The 19,737-nt window shown below is 64.6% G+C and carries 13 protein-coding genes; 7 read left to right on the top strand and 6 right to left on the bottom strand.

From position 1 onward, the window contains the following. Nucleotide 1: 1 nt before the first annotated feature. Complete coding sequence (locus ASF04_RS21170) at nt 2-1,141, bottom strand: efflux RND transporter periplasmic adaptor subunit (RefSeq protein ID WP_056146380.1); 1,140 nt, start codon at nt 1,139-1,141, stop codon at nt 2-4. A 164-nt stretch (nt 1,142-1,305) separates the two neighbouring features. On the opposite strand from ASF04_RS21170, the gene ASF04_RS21165 reads away from it, so the two are divergent. Genes ASF04_RS21165 through ASF04_RS21150 form a run of 4 tightly spaced genes read left to right on the top strand, consistent with a single transcriptional unit; the run spans nt 1,306 to nt 5,648 of the window. Next, nucleotides 1,306-2,022: a response regulator gene (locus tag ASF04_RS21165; RefSeq protein WP_229205151.1), complete on the top strand. Its 717-nt coding sequence runs from the start codon at nt 1,306-1,308 to the stop codon at nt 2,020-2,022. After that, nucleotides 2,019-3,113 (top strand): ATP-binding protein, encoded by a 1,095-nt coding sequence (locus tag ASF04_RS21160; RefSeq protein ID WP_056146374.1) that lies wholly within the window; start codon nt 2,019-2,021, stop codon nt 3,111-3,113. Before ASF04_RS21165 ends, ASF04_RS21160 begins: the two co-directional genes overlap by 4 nt. Nucleotides 3,114-3,171: 58 nt before the next feature. Beyond that, nucleotides 3,172-5,259, top strand: coding sequence for a TonB-dependent receptor domain-containing protein (locus ASF04_RS21155; protein ID WP_056146371.1), 2,088 nt, complete (start codon nt 3,172-3,174; stop codon nt 5,257-5,259). 2 nt (nt 5,260-5,261) lie between these two features. After that, nucleotides 5,262-5,648: a MerC domain-containing protein gene (locus ASF04_RS21150; protein ID WP_227012008.1), complete on the top strand. Its 387-nt coding sequence runs from the start codon at nt 5,262-5,264 to the stop codon at nt 5,646-5,648. A 1-nt stretch (nt 5,649) separates the two neighbouring features. Here the strand turns inward: ASF04_RS21150 and ASF04_RS21145 are convergent, their stop codons facing one another. Continuing rightward, nucleotides 5,650-6,018, bottom strand: a complete 369-nt coding sequence (locus ASF04_RS21145) for a Fur family transcriptional regulator (protein WP_019920021.1) — start codon at nt 6,016-6,018, stop codon at nt 5,650-5,652. Nucleotides 6,019-6,086: 68 nt separating this feature from the next. On the opposite strand from ASF04_RS21145, the gene ASF04_RS21140 reads away from it, so the two are divergent. Then, complete coding sequence (locus ASF04_RS21140; RefSeq protein WP_056146365.1) at nt 6,087-7,829, top strand: M14 family metallopeptidase; 1,743 nt, start codon at nt 6,087-6,089, stop codon at nt 7,827-7,829. A gap of 153 nt (nt 7,830-7,982) precedes the next feature. Next, a complete protein-coding gene (locus tag ASF04_RS21135; RefSeq protein ID WP_056146362.1) occupies nt 7,983-9,812 on the top strand; it encodes a glycoside hydrolase family 28 protein in 1,830 nt (609 codons plus the stop codon). A 12-nt stretch (nt 9,813-9,824) separates the two neighbouring features. Here the strand turns inward: ASF04_RS21135 and ASF04_RS21130 are convergent, their stop codons facing one another. The 4 genes from ASF04_RS21130 to ASF04_RS21115 form a co-directional block, all read right to left on the bottom strand. Continuing rightward, entirely contained in the window at nt 9,825-10,013 is a 189-nt protein-coding gene (locus ASF04_RS21130; protein WP_056146359.1) for a hypothetical protein, read from the bottom strand. A 122-nt stretch (nt 10,014-10,135) separates the two neighbouring features. Then, entirely contained in the window at nt 10,136-13,294 is a 3,159-nt protein-coding gene (locus ASF04_RS21125; RefSeq protein ID WP_162241464.1) for an MAC/perforin domain-containing protein, read from the bottom strand. Between the two features lie 135 nt (nt 13,295-13,429). Next, nucleotides 13,430-13,789: a hypothetical protein gene (locus tag ASF04_RS21120; RefSeq protein ID WP_056146353.1), complete on the bottom strand. Its 360-nt coding sequence runs from the start codon at nt 13,787-13,789 to the stop codon at nt 13,430-13,432. A gap of 94 nt (nt 13,790-13,883) precedes the next feature. Further along, nucleotides 13,884-15,197: a sugar MFS transporter gene (locus tag ASF04_RS21115; protein ID WP_229205150.1), complete on the bottom strand. Its 1,314-nt coding sequence runs from the start codon at nt 15,195-15,197 to the stop codon at nt 13,884-13,886. Nucleotides 15,198-15,481: 284 nt separating this feature from the next. Between ASF04_RS21115 and ASF04_RS21110 the strand changes: the two genes are divergently transcribed. Then, nucleotides 15,482-19,732 (top strand): ATP-binding protein, encoded by a 4,251-nt coding sequence (locus ASF04_RS21110; RefSeq protein ID WP_229205149.1) that lies wholly within the window; start codon nt 15,482-15,484, stop codon nt 19,730-19,732. Nucleotides 19,733-19,737 lie beyond the last annotated feature (5 nt).

Raw genomic sequence — 19,737 nt, 5'->3', positions numbered from 1 at the left:
ATCAGCGTTGCGCCGTCTTCGACGCCACCGGCTGCCACGGTTGTGGCGCCGCCTGCAGGCCGTCCTGCAGCCGTTCCTGGCCCTCGACCACCAGCACGTCGCCGCTTTTCAGGCCGGACCGGATCACGTATTGATGGTTCACCACCGGTCCCACTTCGATCTTGCGCAGGCTGGCCTTGAGGTCCTTGTCGAGCGTCCAGGCCAGTGCTTCGCCGTCGGCGCCGCGCTGCACCGCCTGCTGCGGCGCCATCAGTTCGTTCGACGTGGCGCTGCGGGCAATGCGCGCGCGCACGAACATCCCGGGCAGCAGCGCGCGGTCGGCGTTGTCCACCAGGATGCGCAGGGTGGCGTCGCCGGTGCCGGCGTCCACGCTCATGTCCGAGAACAGGACGCGCGCCTTGGCGGCATGCGGTTTGCCGTCGGCGTCGAGGATGGTGACGGCCACGCCATCGGCTGCGCGTGCGCCCAGCGCGTGAATCGAGGCGATCATCGCTGCCGGCTGGCGCACGTCCACGTACACCTGGTCGGTCTGCTGGATGCGGGCCATCGGGTTGGTGTCGAGCTGGCCCACCAGCGCGCCTTCGGTCACCAGCTCGGAGCCGATGCGGCCCGAGATCGGCGCCTGCACGGTGGTAAACGCCAGGTCCAGGCGGCGGCGTTCCAGCGCGGCGCGGGCCTGCGCCACATTGGCGGCAGCCAGGTCGCGTTCGGAGACGGCGTCGTCGAACGACTGGCGGCTGATGGCGTCGGCGTCGATCAGCGGTTGCAGGCGCTCGGCCTGGCGCGTGGTGCGCGCCAGCGTGGCCTGCGCGTGTTGGAGCGACGCTGCGGCGGAATCGAACTCCGCTTTCAACGGCGCCGGGTTGAGCTGGAACAGCGGCTGGCCGGCCTTCACTTCGGCGCCCTGTTCGAACAGGCGGCGCAGCACGATGCCGCCGACCTGCGGGCGGATGTCGGCCGTGCGCAGCGCCGCCACGCGGCCGGGCAGGTCGTCGTCGAGGGTGACGGCGGCCGGCTTCAGGGCCACCACGGTGACTGCCGGTGGCGGCGCAGCCGGCGGCGCGGCGCCTTGTTCGGAGCATGCGGCCAGGGCCAGTGCGGCCGTGATCATCAACGGCGATTTCTTCAACAGGGTATGCATAGGTTATTTATTCAGGTGGTCGTGCAGCGAGATTACGCTTCGTACATGCAAGTTCGATGGGGGAAGTGTGGAGATTCGGTGGAGGCGAACGATATTTTTCCGCACTGGCAAACGCGCGCCGGGCGGCGGTATCATGGTCGCCTATGCAAAAACCTCACGACACTATGGAAGCTCCTCCGGATTCCACCCAGGCGCTGGTGCTGGTGGCCGAGGACGAGGCGGAAATCGCCCAGATCCTGATGGCCTACCTGGCGCGCTCCGGCCTGCGCGTGGCGCACGCCGCCGACGGCCAGGCCGCGCTCGATATGCACCATGCGCTCAAGCCCGACCTGGTGCTGCTCGACGTGATGATGCCCCGGCTCGATGGCTGGGCGGTGCTGTCCGAAATCCGCCGGCGCGGTCACACTGCCGTCATCATGCTCACCGCGATGGACCAGGATATCGACAAGCTCACCGGCCTGCGCATCGGCGCCGACGACTACATCGTCAAGCCGTTCAACGCGGCCGAGGTGGTGGCGCGCACGCTGGCGGTGCTGCGGCGTACCTTGCAGGGCGGGGCGCAGCCGCACCAGTTGCTGCGCGCCGAAGGCATCGAGGTCGATCTCGAACATTATGAAGCGGCTGTGTGCGGCGTGGCCGGCCGCCAGGTGCTGGCGCTGACCATCACCGAATTCCGTCTGCTGGCGCACATGGCGCGCGCGCCCAAGCGGGTATTTACCCGCGCCGAACTGCTGGCCGCCTGCCTGCCCGAAGGCGAAACCCTGGAGCGCACCGTGGACAGCCACCTCAGCAAGCTGCGCAAGAAGGTGGAGGGCGCCGGCGCCACCGGCCTGCTCGAGAGCGTGCGTGGCGTGGGCTATCGGCTGGGAGGCGGTGCATGAAGATCAAGGGCGGCCTGAGTCGGCAGATCACCATTTCGATGTCGCTCCTGGTGCTGGGCATCATCCTGCTGGTGCAGATCAGTTCCTACATCCTGTATGCGCTGCTGCTGCGCTACCAGCCCGAGTTCTTCGCCAACCCGCACGACTACAGTCCCAGCGTGGAGGAGTGGGCGTACATGGGCGTGTCCACCCTTTGTTCGCTGGCGATTGCCGTGTCGGTGGCGGGCAAGCTGTCGCGCCGCATCCTGGCGCCGCTGAACGCCGTTGCCGCCAGCCTGCGGCGGGTGGCTGGCGGCGACCTGGCCGCGCGCGCTGCCGTCGATGATCGCCCGATCGGTGAAGCCTCGCAACTGGTGGAAGACTTCAACAGCATGGCCGAACGCCTGCAGCACATGGAGCAGGAGCGCGGCTTCTGGAATGCCGCCATCGCCCACGAACTGCGCACGCCGGTCACCATCCTGCGTGGCCGCCTGCAAGGATTTACGGATGGCGTGTTCGTGCCGGACCAGGCGCAGTTCCGCAGCCTGCTCACGCATGTCGAGGGACTGGGCCGGCTGATCGAGGACTTGCGCATCGTGGCGCTGGCCGGCAGCGGCCACCTGGAGCTGCACCGGGTGGAGACCGACCTGGCCGGCGACATCGCCACCGTGATCGCACTGGCCGGTCCGGCCTTGCAGGCGTCGGGCTTCCGCATCGAGGTGGTCGCGGACGGCGAGCCGGTACTGTGCGATCCGATGCGCATGCGCCAGGCCTTGCTGGCGCTGCTGGAAAATGCCCGCCGCCACGCCACGCCGGGCCGGCTGCGCATCGCCGCCGTCGTGGCGGACGGCATGTGCGCCTTGCGGGTGGAGGACGAGGGACCCGGCATTGCACCCGAGTTGGCGCTGCACGTGTTCGAGGCATTCCAGCGCGGCGAGCACTCGCGCTCGCGCGAGAGCGGCGGCAGCGGCCTCGGTCTGGCGGTGGTGGGCGCCATCGCCAAGGCGCACGGCGGCCAGGCGGCGTGCCGGCCGTCTGCCCTGGGCGGCACGCTGTTCGAGTTGCGCTGGCCGGCGGACCATATCGACGTACGGGATACACGTAACGCTTGAGTGTTTAATGATAATGACTTATCATTACCGACTATCAAGCATCGATAAGGAACTTCCCATGTCCGTTTTTCGCAGCAACCGCACCCCGATCGCCCTGGCCATCACGCTGGCATTGAGCCATTTCCCGCTGGCCCACGCCCAAACCCCGGTTCAGGCCGAAAGCCGTCTGGCGGCCGATCCGGAGTCGGTGCCGACCGTGATCGTCTCGGCCAGCGCGCTGGGCGTGGTCGGCGACGACATGATCACGCCGGTGACGTCCATCGGCGGCAATGAGCTGGTGCGCATGCGCGAATCGACCCTGGGCGAGACCCTCAACCGTCAGCCCGGCATTTCGTCGAGCCAGTTCGGCGCCGGCGCCAGCCGCCCGATCATCCGGGGCATGGACGGCCCGCGCGTCAAAATCCTGTCGGACGGCGCGGAAATCCAGGACGCCTCCACCATCAGCCCCGATCACGCGGTGGCGTTCGAGCCGATGCTGGCCGAGCGCATCGAAGTGCTGCGCGGTCCGTCGGCGCTGGCCTATGGCGGCGGTGCGGTAGGCGGCACCATCAACATCATCGACCGCAAGATTCCGACCGCGATTCCAGTCAACGGCCTGGAAGGCAGCGCCGAACTGCGCGCCAACTCGGTCGCACGTGAAAAAGCGGGTGCATTCGAAGTGACCGGCGGCGCCGGCAGCTTCGCCTTCCACGCCGAAGGCGTCAAGCGCGAAGCCGACGCCTACAAGGTCGGTAAGGGATGGAGCGAAGGCCGCACCGTCGATGGCAGTTTCAAGGACACCGACACCGGCAGCGTGGGCGTGTCGTGGATCGGCGCCAACGGCTACCTGGGCCTGGCCTACACCAAGGAGCGCACCAGCTACGGCATTCCCGGCCACAGCCACGAATTCGAAGGCTGCCACCCGCATGGCGCCACCCTGCATTGCGGCGAGCACGAAGAGGAAGAAGGCCACGATCACGACCACGAACACGAGGAAGGCGCGATCCCCACCGTAAAACTCGACAGCAACCGCTGGGACCTGCGCGGTGAATACCGCGCGCCGGTGGCCGGCATCACCAAGGTGCGCCTGCGCGCCTCGCTCACCGACTACCAGCACGACGAACTGGAAGGGACCGAAGTGGCGACCAGCTTCCGCAACAAGGCGCACGACGTGCGCGTGGAAGCGGAACACGCACCGCTGGGCGGCTGGCGCGGCGTGGTGGGCGTGCAAACGACCAAGCGCGATTTCGTCGCCGACGGCGAGGAAGCCTACGTACCGGCGACCATCACCAAGAAAAATGCCGTGTATGTCACCGAGGAATACAAGCTGCAGGACTGGCGCTTCGAAGCGGGCGCCCGCCACGAGTGGCAGGACATCACCGTCAACCAGGCCGGCTTGCGCGATCACGATGTGAGCGGTACGTCGGTCGCCTTGGGCGCGGTGTGGAAGTTTGCGCCCGAGTACTCGCTGCGCGCGTCGCTGTCGCGCGCGCACCGTCTGCCCACCGCCGAGGAACTGTATGCCAATGGCGTGCACATGGCGACCAGCACCTACGAGATCGGCAACCAGGACCTGGACAAGGAAACTTCGAACAACGTCGATCTCACGCTGCGCAAGTATGCGGGCGCCACCACGTTCTCGCTGAGCGCCTTCCACAACAAGGTCGATAACTATATCTACGCCCGTACGCTGGACAACTTCGAAGGCTTCCAGCTGATCGAATACGCCCAGCGCGACGCCACCTTCACCGGCCTGGAAGGCGAAGTGAAACACAAGTTCTCGCCAGCGTTCGAGGCCACCGTGTTCGGCGACTACGTGCGTGCGCGCTTCGACAGCGCCGGCGGCGACCGCAACCTGCCGCGCATTCCGGCCGCGCGCCTGGGCGCCCGCGTCGATGGCAACCTGGGCCAGCTGCACGGCCAGGTGGAGTTCTATCGCGTGAACAAGCAGGACAAGGTCGCCGACTTCGAAGGCGCCACGCCCGGCTACAACATGCTCAACGTGGGTACGCACTACACGCTGCGCCTCGGCGGCATGCCGGCGCAGATCTATGCGCGCCTGAACAACCTGACCAACGAACTGGCGTACAGCCACACGTCGTTCATCAAGAACTCGGCCCCGCTGCCGGGCCGGAATGTCACCGCCGGCGTGCGCGTGTCGTTTTGATGATGAAATACCTGATCCGGTGGGGCGACTACGCGGGCATGACGGCATCAGGCATCTGCCTGGTGCATTGCGTGGCGATGCCGTTCCTGCTGGCAGCGTTTCCCATGCTGGGCCTGGGCCACGAACATGATTCCGTACATTCGCTGCTGGTGCTGGGCGTGACGATACCGGTGATCGTGGCGCTGCTGCCGGGCTTTATCAAGCACCGCGAACCGGTGGCGCTGCTGCTGGGCGCTGCCGGCCTGGCAGCGTTTATCGTGGCGGTGTACGTGGTGGGGCCGCTGTTCGGCCAGGCCTGGGAGACTGCACTGGCCATTTGCAGCAGCCTGCTGCTGATTGTCGCGCATCGCCGCAACCACGGCAATTGCAAGAGCTGCGCGACCGATTAATCTATTTGCACTGGTCGCACAGGCCGTACAAGGTCAGCTCGTGCGACTCGAGCTGGAAGCCCTTGGGCGCCAGCTTCTGCATGTCGCCGGGGCAGGCGTGTACTTCGAACACCTTGTCGCACGCGCGGCAGTGAAAATGGTGATGATGGCCGTGGCCGGCCACTTCGTAACGGTCGCCGCCAGTGGGCAGCGACACGGCGGCGATCTCGCCCGACTCCAGCAGCGATTTGATATTGCGGTAGATGGTGGCCATGCCGATGCCCGGCACGGCCTGCTGAGCGTGTTCGAGAATTTCCTGCGGCGCGAGCGGGCGCCCTGCGGCAGTGATGCACTGGTGGATGGCGGTGCGCTGGCGGGTATTTCGTTCCATTCGATTCTGTTCCTCGGCGCCGGACGACGGCCCGGACAGGCCTTCATTATATAACCGGGAACCTTCACATGTTGTTTCGATCGCTGTTTTTCATCACCTCGCTGTACGCAGCAGCTCCAACCTCCGCCGCACCAGCGCCGCAAGTGCTGCCACCTGCCGCGCCGTGGAACGGCAAGAGCGAGCAGCTGATCGTATCGGCTGCCGACCGCCTGGCCACACCGGCCGAGCGTTCCGATTTTCGTTCTTCGCCCAGCTATGCGCAAACGCTGGACTACCTGCGCACGCTGGCGGGAACGTCGAAGCTGCTGTCGCTGCACACCTTCGGCAAAAGCCTGCAGGGGCGCGACCTGGTGTACGTGCTGGCCAGGAAGCCTGGCGCCAAAAAACCGGTGGTGGTGATCCAGGCCGGCATCCACTCGGGCGAAATCGACGGCAAGGATGCGGGCCTGATGCTGCTGCGCGATATCGCCCTGCGCGGCCGCGACGACCTGCTTGACGCGGTGGACCTGGTGTTCATCCCGATCCTCAACGTTGACGGCCATGAAAACGCCAGCGACATCGGCCGCCCGCACCAGCACGGCCCGGACACCAGGGGCGCGCGCACCAACGGCCAGGGGCTGGACCTCAACCGCGATTACGCGCGCTTGCAGTCGCCCGAGATTGCGGCCGTGGTCAAGCTGCTGCAAACGTTCGATCCGGCACTGTACATCGACGTGCACGTGAGCGACGGCATCGACTACCAGTACGACGTGACCTACACCTTTGCCGGCTGGGGCACCTATGCGCGCGCGCGCGCGACCGCCGACTGGCTGATGACCACCTATCACGCCGACGTCAACGCGGCGCTCACCGCGCAGGGTCACACGCCCGACATCTATCCGAGCTGGGTGGACGAAGATGCGCCCGAGAAGGGGCTGCGCATCAGCGCCGAAGGGCCGCGCTATTCGACCGGCTATGGCGATTTTGTCGGCATTCCGACAGTGCTGGTCGAAAACCACGCCATGAAGCCGTATAAACGCCGGGTGCTGGGCACGTATGTGCTGCTCGAACAGTCACTCAAGACCGTGGCGCGCGAAGGGCAGGGCATCGCAGCCGCCAAGGCGCGCGACCGCGCTGCGCGCCCGGCGCAGTTGCTGGTGCGCTGGGAGAAGGAGACTGCGCCGCTCGAAGTCAAAACCTTCAAGGGCTATCGTTACGATTCGTACCTGTCGCCGGCGTCCGGAGTGCGCGAGCGGCGCTGGACCGGTGAGCCGGTCGATATCGCCATGCCGGTCTTCGGCGTGCGCTCGACCAGAGAGGTGACGTTGCCGGCGGCGTGGTGGATCGGCGCCGAACAGCAGGGCATGATCGCGGCGCTGCGCCGCCACGGCATCGTGGTGGAGGAATTGAAGGCGCCGCGCACGTTGACACTGGAGACGGTGCAACTGGCCAGCGGCAAGGACCGCACCGGTATGCTGCGCGCGCAAAAGCAGTGGACGCTGCCGGCAGGTTCGGTGCGGGTTCCGCGCGATCAGCCATTTCACTTGCTGGCGGCGGCGCTGCTGGAGCCGGAGAGCGACGATTCGTTCCTGGCCACCGGCCATTTCGATAACGCCCTGCCGCTTGAATCGCAATTGCCGCGCCACTTGCTGGCGCCCATGGCGGACCGCATGATGGCAGCCGATCCGGCCCTGCGCACCAGCTTTGCCGCAGCGCTGGCGGCGGACGCCACGCTGGCCGGCGATCCGCAGGCGCGCCTGCGCTGGTGGCTGGCACGCTCGCCGTACCTCGATCGCGCACGCTGGACTTATCCCGTACTGGCGGAGCGTTGAGCGGTAATTGATCACCGCTGCGATTGTTTGGTTGCACCGATGTGGTTAGACCAGATATAAAGTGGTCTAACCACCTTGAAACCTTGCTAGAATGGTCCCGCAGTGCCAGATCCGGAACAATCCGGGCAAATAGCTAACCACGGAGACCAGACCATGAAGGTGGAGATTGATCAAAAACGTCGCGTATTGATGAGCAGCGGTGCAGGCATGATGGCGGCGGCCAGTGTGCCGGCGGCGCTGTTGCATGCCACGGCCAGCGCCGAGGATAAAAAAATGGCTGCCGACCCCTGGCAGCGCGCACGCGACATCGAACAGAAATTCGCCAAGCCGCTCAAATTCCGCGACGAGGATTTCGTCATCACCGCCTTCGGCGCCAAACCCTGCCAAACGGCCAAGGTCAACGCCACCATCCGTTACACCGAAAAAGCCGACGTACCGTCGCCGGTGCGCGGTTCGCCCGACGCCTATCCCGCCATTACTGCGGCGATTGCCGCCTGCCACAAGGCCGGGGGCGGGCGCGTGGTGATCCCGAAAGGCGACTGGTACGTGGCCGGTCCGATCGTGCTGCGCTCGAATGTGCACGTGTACCTGGCGGCGGGCGCCCACGTCTATTTCAGCGCCAACCCGGCCGACTTTGCCAAGTACGGCGACATCGATTGCGGCCCGAATGGCAAGCTGTCGATTTCGCGCTGGCAGGGAAACGACGTGCTCAATTATTCGCCGCTGGTGTACGCCTACGGCCAGACCAACATCGCCCTCACCGGCGAGGACTGGACCAGCGTATTGAACGGCCAGGGCGGCGTGCCGTTCGAGAACGGCGAAGGCTGCTGGTGGGATTGGAAGGGCCGCCACAACAAGGGCAGCGTGCAGACCGAGATCGCCGTCAACGAGCGCAATCCCAAGTCGATGAGCGAGGTCGCGCCCAACCTGCCCGCGCATGACCGCGAGATGATCGAAGCGACGCGCCAGAGCTTCCGCGCCGACGTACGCTATCTGCCGGCGCTGTCGGAAGCCGGCGTGCCGGTGGCCAAGCGCGTGTTCGGCGTGGGCCACTATCTGCGTCCGAGCATGATCGAATTCATCGGCTGCACCGATGTGCTGCTGCAGGGTTACATGGTGACCGCCACACCGTTCTGGCAGCACCACCCGGTCAACTGCCGCAATGTCCATATCCGCAAGGTGCGCATGGAGAGCCAGGGCCCGAACAGCGACGGCTTCGACCCCGAAGCCTGCGACACGGTGTTCGTGGAACACTGCGAGTTCAACGCGGGCGACGACTGCATCGCCATCAAGGCGGGCCGCAACCGCGACATCCAGTTCGGCCCCACCCGCAATGTGCTGGTGCAGGACTGCGTGATGAACAGCGGCCATGGCGGCATGACGCTGGGCAGCGAGATGGCCGGCGGCATCGAGCATGTGTATGCGCAGCGCCTCGAGTTCCGCAACAAGTACTGGCAGACGTCGGGCCTCAATACCGCCATCCGCATGAAGACCAATATGAACCGTGGCGGCTTCCTGCGCCACTTCTACGTGCGCGACTGCACCTTGCCCAACGGCGTGGCCACCATCGGCCGCACTTATTCGCAACTGCCGGGCACCGAGCTGCCGGCGGTGCCGCACACCACGGCCGGCGGCGTGATCACCATCGATTGCGACTACACGCCGGTGGACGAGAGCGTGCGTATCCGCCCACCCGAGGTCTCCGACGTGCACATCTCGAACCTGCGCGTCTCCGATGTGCAAACGCCGACCGGCAAGCACTCGTGCTTCCAGGCGTTCGTGATCCTGGGACCGGTGGCCGGCACCTACAACGGACCGGCCGGCAAGCCCACGCTCCCGCTCGACAACATCACCATCACCAATTGCGATTTCGGCACCCCGCGCAACGCGGAGCAGCCGTGGTTTGCCTATAACGTGAAAAACCTGGTGCTCACGAATGTGAAAATCGCTGGCAAGGCGATCAGCAAGAAGATCGACGCCTGACAGCGTCGATTGTCAGCGGCCGGCCCGGCTGACGCGCTTGCGTTTGACGCTGCGCGCCGGTCCGGTGCCGAATAATGCTTGCACCAGCTCGTCGCGGCGTGCCGGTTGCAGGTGGCGCCGGATCGGATGCGGTGCATCGTCCTGCATCACGTGGATGCGGTAGTCGTCGTTGCCGAACAGCCGGCTGAAATATTTTGCCATCGGTGGTCCTTGTCGCCAGGTGCGCGTGCGCGCGGATAAGAGGTCTTGCACGGCACGCATTGTCCCATCGATATAAAGCCGGTTTCCTTGATGCAAATCAAGAATCCCGGCTTGACGACCAATTAGCTCAGCAGCTTGCGCAGCAGTTTTGGTTTCAGGAGCTGGGCGCTGGCATCGTATTCGAGCGCCACCCCGACCACCCGGGTGCCACTGGCGGCGGCGTCCAGCGCGGAACCCACGTTGAGCAGGTTGACGTTCAGGGGCTGGGTCGGATCGTCCGAGTCGGACAGGCCGATCCACGGGCCGTTTTCCACCAACCGATATTCGAACGCGAGCCGCTTCTTGCCGCCGGTATGCAGGCGCAGCGAGTAAATCGGCCCCTCCGGCAGCAGCAGGAAGCGCTCATCGACACGAATGTCGCTAACGCCATCGGCATCCGACACGAAATCGCGGTCGGTGTCGTTGTCAGGTTCATCCTTCAATTCCATGGTGGTGGCGCCGGCTTTGCGCACGACCGACAGGCGCATGCGCATGCGGAAATATTCATCAATCTTGAATATCCTGCCAGGATTTCGTTGCTCGAGCACGAACTCGATGCCGGTCAGATAGCCGTCGATCTTGAGTTCGCGCTTGTCGACGGTCTTCAGGCGGTAGCAGCCGTCTGACTTGACCGCCGTGCCGGTGGAGTAGGTGATCGGCCGGGTATCGGCTGGCATGGCGGTGAAGGTCAGCGCATCGCCGTGTCCCTCCATCACCGTCACGCGCTGGCCGGAGGCGGGTTTGGCCACGACCGCACCGGCATACAACGCCTTTTGCGCAGCGTCGAGGACATGTGCGCGCCCCTTGTCGTCGGTCTTGAACACTTTTGCAGCGATGCTTTCGCCCTGGGCGTATACCCGTTTGTCGTCGGCCAGGGCCAGATAGACATCGGCGGTCATGGACGAATTGTTCGATCCGATGGTCAATGCCGAGATGATCACGCCATCGCTGCGCACGTGCCACAACTGGTGCTTGCTGCCATTGTCCGGTTGCAGCAATACGCGGCGCCGGTCGGCCAAGGCAAACGTGTTGGCGCTGTCCTCGTAGCCGTCGATGGCAAGTACCAGCCCGGACGGATGGACCAGTTTGCCGTACGCTTTATGCGCCTCCATTTTGGCGATGTCTTCGGGCGCCGCTTCCCGCACGCTCCAGATGGTCGTATCGTCTTTGCCATCGCCCACCAGCTTGAGCGATGGTTTGTGGTCGAGCGGCATGCTGAGCGCATAACCGGCGCCGCAAGCGGCATTGCGCAGTTCGCCGCGTCCCGTGAAATCCCACACCTGGTTGGCGCCGCTGCCCAGTTCACGCAGTTCAACGGCCAGCGTTGGTGGCCGCGCAGCGTCCTTTTCAGGCACTTTGCCCACCACGGTCAGCGCGAAATCGACTGCTTGCTTGCGTCCCGGGAAACCGCTGCTGACCGGGATGGTGCTGACGATGTTGCCGTTTGGCGTGATCCGCCATAGCAATTGCTGGCTCCATTCGAACGGCTTGCCGATCACGCCACCGCTAAGCGGGGTCTCGCCCAGCACGGCCAGGCAACGCTCGCTACCCTTGTTCTTCAGGATGACGTTATCGTGCCGGGTCAGTTGACCGATTTCGACGTCGTAGCGACCGTAGAACAGGAAATAGGCCTTGTATTCGCCCACCAGGTGCAGCGCGGTATTTTTGACCGCGAAGGTACCCAGTGCATCCCACACGCGCGCACGCAATTTTTTGTTGAGCAGGTCGATACTCGGAATCAGGTTTTCGCGCTGTACCGCGGCCCAGCGCCGGTAGTCGTACAGCGACTCGGCCCAGCGGCCGGCCTGTTCCACCACTGCGCCTTCGCCGCCCACACCATGGATGGTCGCCGACTGTTGTTCATTGCGCCCCTTGTCGCGGTCGTTTGTCTGGTTGCTTTTTTCAACGCTGGTGTCGGATTCGAACGACGCCGTCACGCTTTCCGCTGCGACCTTGATACGGGCGGCGTAGCGCTGAACCATCTCTTCCTGCGATTCGTTACCGGAAAATTCCTTGACGCTGGTGGCAAACAGGCGGCCACCCACCAGTGTCTGGGTGGCGACGAACTGCCCGAATTTGCCGAGCACGGCAACCAGTCCCTCGAAGCGGCTCTCTGGCGTCGAAGTAGCCAACGCTTCTTCGCAGGCAGCCTCGAATTCATCGCTGGCGCAAGGGAAGCTATCGTCGAAAGACAGCTCTATCTTGGGCAGGAAATAGTTGGCCGTGATGTACAGTTTTTTCTTGACCGTGCCGCTGTTCGAGCTGTTGGACTCATGGGATGAGCCGGACACACCGACGCCGACCGACGCCGCCTTGCCTCCGGCCACGCTGAGCGAGGATTTGATGTCGGTCACGCCATTTTTTTGCACCTGGTGCAGCGACTCCGACGACGTGTAGTAATTCTCGTGGTAACCCGAAAAATTCGGCTTGCGATACAGGATGCCGGTGACCAGGTTGCCGCCGTGCTTGCTCAGCTTGCTGGCGACGCGCGTTCTTTGCAGCACTTCCCGGAATCCGGTCTCCACCGGGTTGGCGGCACTGTGATCGATGACGATGCCCTTGTAGTAGCCGATCCGGTCGAGCAGATCTTCGCGCTGCGCCAGGTTGAGATCGAAAAAGTCCAGCACCTTTTCCGGCAGCTTGGCGTCATTGGTCATGAGCTTGACGACATCCTTGGCGGCAAATGCATGACTGTCGATGCTGAGCGCTTCAAATTTGTCGACCAGCGCCTTGTCGATGGCCGGGGCCGAAAACCGCACCGCTTTGATCAACTGCGAGCGACGGTCATTGGCTTCTTTTTCGCGTTGCGCGAGTTCCTTCTTGCGTTCGGCGAGGCGCTCCTTTTTCTCTTGCTTGCTGAGTTCGAGCTCTTCTTCCTCGAGGGACTTGGTGACGGGCGTGCTTGCCGCCTTGTCTTCCACCGTGACGACTGTTGCAGGTGTTGCATCTGACTTGATGTCAGGTTTGACATTGGTGTCAGGTTTGGCTTCAACATTGATATTGGCATTGGCGTCAGGCTTGGCGTCACCATTGCCATCGGCTTTAACATCGGTTTTAACACCGGCTATTGCGTCAGCATTGCCTTCAACTTTGGATTCAGTACCGCTCTCGGCTTTTGCCTCACCGCTGCCGCTGTTATCTTCCGGCCCGCGTGGCGCCTGCTCAACCCCGGACAGCGCTTCTGTAACCGGTTTGTCCTCAACTTCAATGCTCTCCTGCCCGGAGGCGTTTTGATTGCTCATTGTGTCAATGCTCCTGTTGGTCAGTTGCCGCCAGCGATACAGCATCTTCGAATTGCCTGACCGATAGCCATAAGCTGATGGTAGAAGGGTGTCGATCACCAACAGTATAGATAAAAAATTGATCTGCAGAAACTGTTAAATTGTTGCAGAAGGGACACTCTGGCGTCCGAAGCTGATGATTTTCCTTTGCGTTACCCGCGAACGCGTGGTCAGCACGCTGGCATGTTCCACTGCAACGCAATCGAGCGCTTCAAAGTCCGCCGGCACCTTTTCCACCAGCTTGGCGAGGGTTGCGGCCGAATTGATCACGTCAAATGTACTGCTGCGCAGCAGCAGGTGTTCGATGCCGTCGTCCCCCGTGGTGCCCGGCTTGACGATCACCAGCGACCAGATGCCATCATCGCCGAGGTGCGCTTCGAGCGGCTGCATGCTGTTGGAGCACGCGCCCAGCGCCAGCAGTGGCAGCAAGGCGGCGGCGCGCGATGGGACTATCATCTTGGCGAACTCCTGTTCGAAGGGTGGAGCGCGGCACGGTGGCAGCAAAAGAAAAACCCCGGCGCACCGGGGTTCTGTCGTATCAGCAAGCTGATTATTTGGTGTCTGCCACCGGCTCTTCCGGGAAGGCGTTGGTTGCCTTGGCGCCCCACAGTGCGTAGAACAGCACGTAGATTTCGCAGGCCACGGTCAGCAGGAACGATTGCTGCAGGCCGAAATGGTCGGCCAGCATGCCTTGCACCACCACCAGCGCACCGCCGGCAATCGCCATGATCATCAGGCCGGAACCTTCTTCGGTCATCGGGCCCAGTCCCTTGATGCCCAGCGTGAAGATGGTCGGGAACATCACCGAGTGGAACAGGCCCACCGAGATCAACGCCCACATCGCCACCGAGCCGCCGGCGAACGTGGCAATCGTCATCACGATCGCCGCGCCGATGCTGCAACCTGCCAGCACGCTTTCGGCCGAGAATTTACGCATCAGTACGCTACCGGCGAAGCGGCCCACCATCATGCCGCCCCACAGGATGATCAGGTAGTGCGACGCTTTTTCGTGGGTCACGTTGCCGATGTCCGGCTGCGACACGAAATTGATGAACAGGTTGGCCACGCCGATTTCGGCGATCAGGTAGATGAAGATGGCGGGAATGCCGAACACCAGGTTGCGGTGCTTCCACAGCGAGTGGTTCTTGCGTGCAGCCTTGGCGGCTTCGCGGTTGGTCGAGGCGCCGATTTCCGGCAGCGGGAAGCGGGCGATGACGATGGCCAGGATGATCAGCACGCCGGCTACGATCAGGTACGGGAGTTCCACGGCGCGGGCATCGGCCAGGCGCTCGGCCTGGGTCAGCACCTGGTCGGTGGTGGCGGTGCCCGAATTGGAACGGCCCAGGATCAGGTAGCCGCCGAACAGTGGCGCCAGCATGGTGCCGAGCGAGTTGAAGGCTTGTACCAGGTTCAAACGGGCCGACGCCGAGCTGGCCGGACCGACCACTGCCACGTACGGGTTGGCCGCCACTTGCAGCAGCGTGATGCCGCAGGCAATGACGAACAGCGCGAACAGCGTGACCGGATACGACGGCAGGTGGGCGGCGGGGATCATCATCAGTGCGCCGACGGCCATGATGACCAGGCCGGTAACCAGCGATTTTTTGTAACCCACGCGCTCGATCAGCCGCGCGGACGGAATCGAAGCAAAGAAGTAGGCGATGAACCAGACCGATTCGATCAGCGTGGTTTGGGTGTAGTTCAACTCGAACACGCTGCGCAGGTGTGGCAGCAGGGTGTTGTTGATAACGGTGATGAAGCCCCAGGTGAAGAACAGGCTGGTCAGCAGGTACATCGCCGATTTTGCCGTATTTGCGTGCGATGCGCTGATCGCGGTGCTGCTCGAAGGTGTTGGTGCCGCCACTTTGTATCCTTTTTATAGACTTGCCTGGATCGCAATCTTAGGGGCAAAGCGGGTATAACACCAATAACTAAATAGAATTCCCCTATATCGAAATGGTGATGACAGGTATCACTGAAACGGATTATTGCCACCGCACATTAAAACTGCGGCACTGTACGCGCTTTTCCGGGTATCCATGTGGAAAGCGTTATACTGCATGACCGGCGGAATTGCCGCCGGACGCAAGACAAGCCGGGGGATGGATGGAGCAGCAGGGAACGGTGGCGCAAGAGGCCGGACAGGCGATGGCAGACGATCTGGGATGGTTGTCTGGCGGTGGCGACATGGGCGAATTAATCCGCTCGATGGACTGGTCCACGACGCCATTGGGGCCTGTCTCCGGCTGGCCGCAAAGCTTGCGCACGTCCGTCAGCCTGTGCCTGTCGTCCACGTTCCCGATGCTGGTGGCCTGGGGTTCCGAGGATGTGCAGATCTATAACGATGCCTACCGGCCGATCTGCGGCGCCAAGCACCCGCAGTCGATGGGCGAGCCGTTCAAGATCTGCTGGGCCACCGCGCTGCCGGTCGTTGGCGACGCCTTCGATCGCGCCCACGCCGGTGAGGGCGTGTATATCCGCGACCAGCGCATGTTCCTCGACCGCTACGGCTACATGGAAGAAGCGTTCATGACGTTCTCGTTCTCGCCGATCCGGGCCGAATCGGGCAACGTGGGCGGCATCTTCCACCCAATCAGCGAAGGCACGGCGGCGGTATTGGACGCGCGCCGCACCCAGAACCTGCGCGACCTTACCGGCCATATCGCCCTGGCGCGCACCGGCGACGAAGTGGCGCGCTTCATGGTCTATGACAGCGATACGCTGGCGATGGATGTGCCGTTCATGTTGCTTTACCAGCTGGCCGGCGACGGCCGCACGCTGGCCTTGCGCGCCCAGGTCGGCCTGCCGGCCGACAGCCCGCTGGCGCCAGCCGAAGCGGCGCTGCACGGCCATGGCGGCTGGGATTTCGCCGCCGCGCTGGCCGCCGGGGGCAGTCACCGGATGGAAGACCTGGCCGCGCGTTTCGGCGCTTTCGACTGCGCGCCATATGAAGAAGCGCCGCACACCGCCATGGTGCTGCCGCTGACGGTGGCCGGACAGGAGCGCCCGTACGGCTTCCTGGTGGCCGGCGTGAGCGCCCGCCGCGCGCTCGATGCCGCCTATCTGAATTTCTACGAACTGCTGCGCGGCGCCTTCAATACGGCGCTCGGCAATGTGCTGGCCTACGAGCAGGAGCAAAAGCGCGCTGCCGCGCTGGCCGAAATCGACAAGGCCAAGACCGCGTTCTTCTCCAACGTCTCGCACGAATTCCGCACGCCGCTCACGCTGATCCTGGGTCCGCTGGAAGACGCGCTGGCCGATACCGCGGAGCCGCTGGCGCCGCGCCAGCGCGAGCGCATCGACCTCACCAACCGCAATGCGCTGCGCCTGTTAAAGCTGGTCAATTCGCTGCTGGACTTTTCGCGCATCGAGGCGGGCCGGGTGCAGGCGCGGTTCGCGCCGGTGGACCTGGCGCAACTGACGGCCAACCTGGCCAGCGTGTTCGAGGCGGCCATGGACAAGGCGGGCCTGGCCTACCGGGTGGAGACGGCGCCGCTGTCCGAACCCGTGTTCATCGACCTCGACATGTGGGAAAAGATCGTGTTCAACCTGCTGTCGAACGCGTTCAAATTCACCATGCACGGCGGCGTGGTGGTGCGGCTGGAGCAAACCGGGACCGGCGCGCGTTTGACCGTGCGCGATACCGGCGCCGGCATCCCGGCCGCCGAACTGCCGCGCATTTTCGAGCGTTTCCACCGCGTGGAGGGCGTGCAGGGCCGCAGCTACGAGGGCACCGGCATCGGCCTGGCCCTGATCCAGGAACTGGTGCGCCTGCACGGCGGCGCCATCGCCGCCGAGAGCACGCTGGGCGAGGGCACCACGTTCACGGTGGAGTTACCGTTCGGATCAAGCCACCTGCCGCCGCAGTACGTGGTGGCGCACTCGGACAGTTCCACCGGCGAACGCATGGGCTCGGCGTTCGTCGAGGAGGCGCTGCGCTGGCTGCCCGACAGCGCCCTGCTGGACTCAAACGCTGAACCAGGTCTGGAAACAGGCGCGGAGCCAGGCGTCGAAGCCCGTACGCCGGCAGGCGCTGCGCCTGCCGCGACGACAGTCGCTGTCGCAGCCAGGCCGCTGCAACGCCCCCGCATCCTGATCGCCGACGACAACCAGGACATGCGCAGCTACGTGCGCTCGCTGCTCGAACGCGAATTCACGGTGGAGACTTGCGCCGACGGCCAGGATGCGCTCGACGCCGTGCGGCGCAACCCGCCCGACCTGCTGCTGAGCGACGTGATGATGCCGCGCCTCGATGGCTTCGCGCTGCTCAAGACCATCCGCGCCGACGAAGATATCCGCCACGTGCCGGTCATCCTGCTGTCGGCCCGCGCCGGCGAGGAGGCCCGCATCGAAGGCCTGGAGGCGGGCGCCGACGATTACCTGGTCAAGCCGTTTTCCGCCAACGAACTGCTGGCGCGCGTGCGCAACCACATCGAGCAGGCCCGCGAACGCGAGTTGGCCACCTTGGCGCTGCGCGAGCGCGAAGAGTATTTCCGCTCGCTGGTCAATGCGTCGCCGGCCATGTTCTGGACCACCGACGAACACCACCAATGCACGTTCCTGAGCCAGCGCTGGTCCGACTACACCGGCCGCTCGCTGGAGCAGGACCTCGGGCGCGGCTGGATGGAGCTGATCCACCCGGACGACGCCGCCGGCGTGGCCGATGCCTACACCGCCGCCTGCGACCGCAACCGGCCGTTCTCGATCGACTACCGCTTGCGCGACCGCGTGGGCGGCTACCGCTGGGTGATCGACGCCGGCGCGCCGCGCTTCGGCAACGACGGCCGGCTGCTCGGCTATATCGGCACCGTGATCGACGTCCACGAGCGGCGCCTGTTGCAGGACCGCTTCGCCAATGTCACGCGCGCCAGCGGCATCGGCGTGTGGTATGCCGATTCGCCGCTATCGACCATGCAGGCCAACGCCCAGTTGCGCACCCAGTTCGCGCTGCCGGCCGACGGCCTGGTGCCGGTCTCGCAGTTTTACCAGCGCGTGCATCCCGAAGACCGGGCGCGCCTGGAAGACGAGTTCCAGCGGGCGATGGTGGAGGGCGAGGGCTACGAAGCGGAGTTCCGCGTGGCCCCGGCGCCGGGGCAAACCACGCCGCGCTGGATCCGCATGATCGCCTGGTCGCAGCACGACGAGCAGGGCGGCATGATCCACTTCGACGGCGTGACGCTCGACGTCACCGACCAGAAAAGCGGCGAGTCCGAGCTGCGCAGCAAGGCCGGCGAACTGTCGCAGGCCAACCAGGCGCAACGCGAATTCCTGGTCACGCTGGCGCACGAGTTGCGCAACCCGCTGGCGCCGATCCGCAGCGGCCTGGAAATGATGCGCGCCCAGAAACTGGCGCACGAGGAAATCGAACGCATCCGCGCCATGATGGAGCGGCAGGTGGGCCACCTGGTGCACCTGGTGGACGATTTGCTGGACCTGGCGCGTATTGCGCGCGGCAAGGAAGTGCTGGTATTCGGTCCGGCCGACCTGAGCGCCATCGTGCGCAACGCCGTGGAACTGAGCACGCCGCTGATCGACGCCCGCCATCACCGTTTGAAAATTTCGGTGTCGGACAACCCGCCGCCGCTGTGGCTCGACGCCCAGCGCATCGCCCAGGTGATCGGCAACCTGCTCAACAACGCCGCCAAGTACACGCCCGAACACGGCGCCATCGAGTTGCGCGCAGCCGTCGCCGACGGCGAGCTGACAGTGAGCGTGAGCGACAACGGCGTGGGCATTCCGGCCGACGCGCTGGGCAGCGTATTCGACATGTTTACGCAGGTGCCGGGCAGTGAGGCGCAGGCGCAGGGCGGCCTCGGTATCGGTTTGAACCTGGTGCGGCGCCTGACCGAGCTGCATGGTGGCAAGGTGAGCGCGCACAGTGCGGGCGCCGGTTGCGGCAGTACCTTCACCTTGCACCTGCCGGTGATGCTGCCGGCCATGCAGTCGCTGCTGGCGGCGCAAACGCCCACGCCAGCGACGGCTGCCATCTCCGCGCCGGTGCGGGTGGATGCCACTTCGAACACCAGCCTGCGCGTGCTGGTGGTGGACGACAATGTCGATGCCGCCGAAACGCTGTCGGCGCTGTTCGAGATCAAGGGGCACACCGTGGCCACGGTGCACGACGGCATCGACGCCGTGGGCCGTGCGCAAAGCTTCCTGCCGCAGGTGGTCTTCCTCGACATCGGCCTGCCCGGCATGAGCGGCTACGACGTGGCGCGCGAACTGCGTTCGCAACAAGCGCTCGACGGCGTGGTGCTGGTGGCGCTGACCGGCTGGGGTACCGATGCCGACCGCCTCAAGTCCGATGCGGCCGGCTTCGACCACCACCTGACCAAGCCGGTGAGCTTCGACGAGATCGTGCGGCTGATGGCCGATCTGGCCGGCCGGGTCGAAACCTGATACGA

This window comes from Duganella sp. Leaf61, assembly GCF_001421905.1.
GTDB lineage: Bacteria > Pseudomonadota > Gammaproteobacteria > Burkholderiales > Burkholderiaceae_D > Rugamonas > Rugamonas zoogloeoides.
Note: the sequence above shows the minus strand (reverse complement) of the source record. Positions and strands in the feature narration are given on the sequence as shown.

Excerpts from the sequence above, each read along its gene's own strand:
- ASF04_RS21140 (WP_056146365.1), top strand. The coding sequence starts at position 6,087 with ATGTTGTTTCGATCGCTGTTTTTCATCACCTCGCTGTACGCAGCAGCT.
- ASF04_RS21110 (WP_229205149.1), top strand. The coding sequence starts at position 15,482 with ATGGCAGACGATCTGGGATGGTTGTCTGGCGGTGGCGACATGGGCGAA.
- ASF04_RS21170 (WP_056146380.1), bottom strand. The coding sequence starts at position 1,141 with ATGCATACCCTGTTGAAGAAATCGCCGTTGATGATCACGGCCGCACTG.
- ASF04_RS21160 (WP_056146374.1), top strand. The coding sequence starts at position 2,019 with ATGAAGATCAAGGGCGGCCTGAGTCGGCAGATCACCATTTCGATGTCG.
- ASF04_RS21150 (WP_227012008.1), top strand. The coding sequence starts at position 5,262 with ATGAAATACCTGATCCGGTGGGGCGACTACGCGGGCATGACGGCATCA.
- ASF04_RS21155 (WP_056146371.1), top strand. The coding sequence starts at position 3,172 with ATGTCCGTTTTTCGCAGCAACCGCACCCCGATCGCCCTGGCCATCACG.
- ASF04_RS21145 (WP_019920021.1), bottom strand. The coding sequence starts at position 6,018 with ATGGAACGAAATACCCGCCAGCGCACCGCCATCCACCAGTGCATCACT.
- ASF04_RS21125 (WP_162241464.1), bottom strand. The coding sequence starts at position 13,294 with ATGAGCAATCAAAACGCCTCCGGGCAGGAGAGCATTGAAGTTGAGGAC.
- ASF04_RS21165 (WP_229205151.1), top strand. The coding sequence starts at position 1,306 with ATGGAAGCTCCTCCGGATTCCACCCAGGCGCTGGTGCTGGTGGCCGAG.
- ASF04_RS21120 (WP_056146353.1), bottom strand. The coding sequence starts at position 13,789 with ATGATAGTCCCATCGCGCGCCGCCGCCTTGCTGCCACTGCTGGCGCTG.
- ASF04_RS21130 (WP_056146359.1), bottom strand. The coding sequence starts at position 10,013 with ATGGCAAAATATTTCAGCCGGCTGTTCGGCAACGACGACTACCGCATC.
- ASF04_RS21135 (WP_056146362.1), top strand. The coding sequence starts at position 7,983 with ATGAAGGTGGAGATTGATCAAAAACGTCGCGTATTGATGAGCAGCGGT.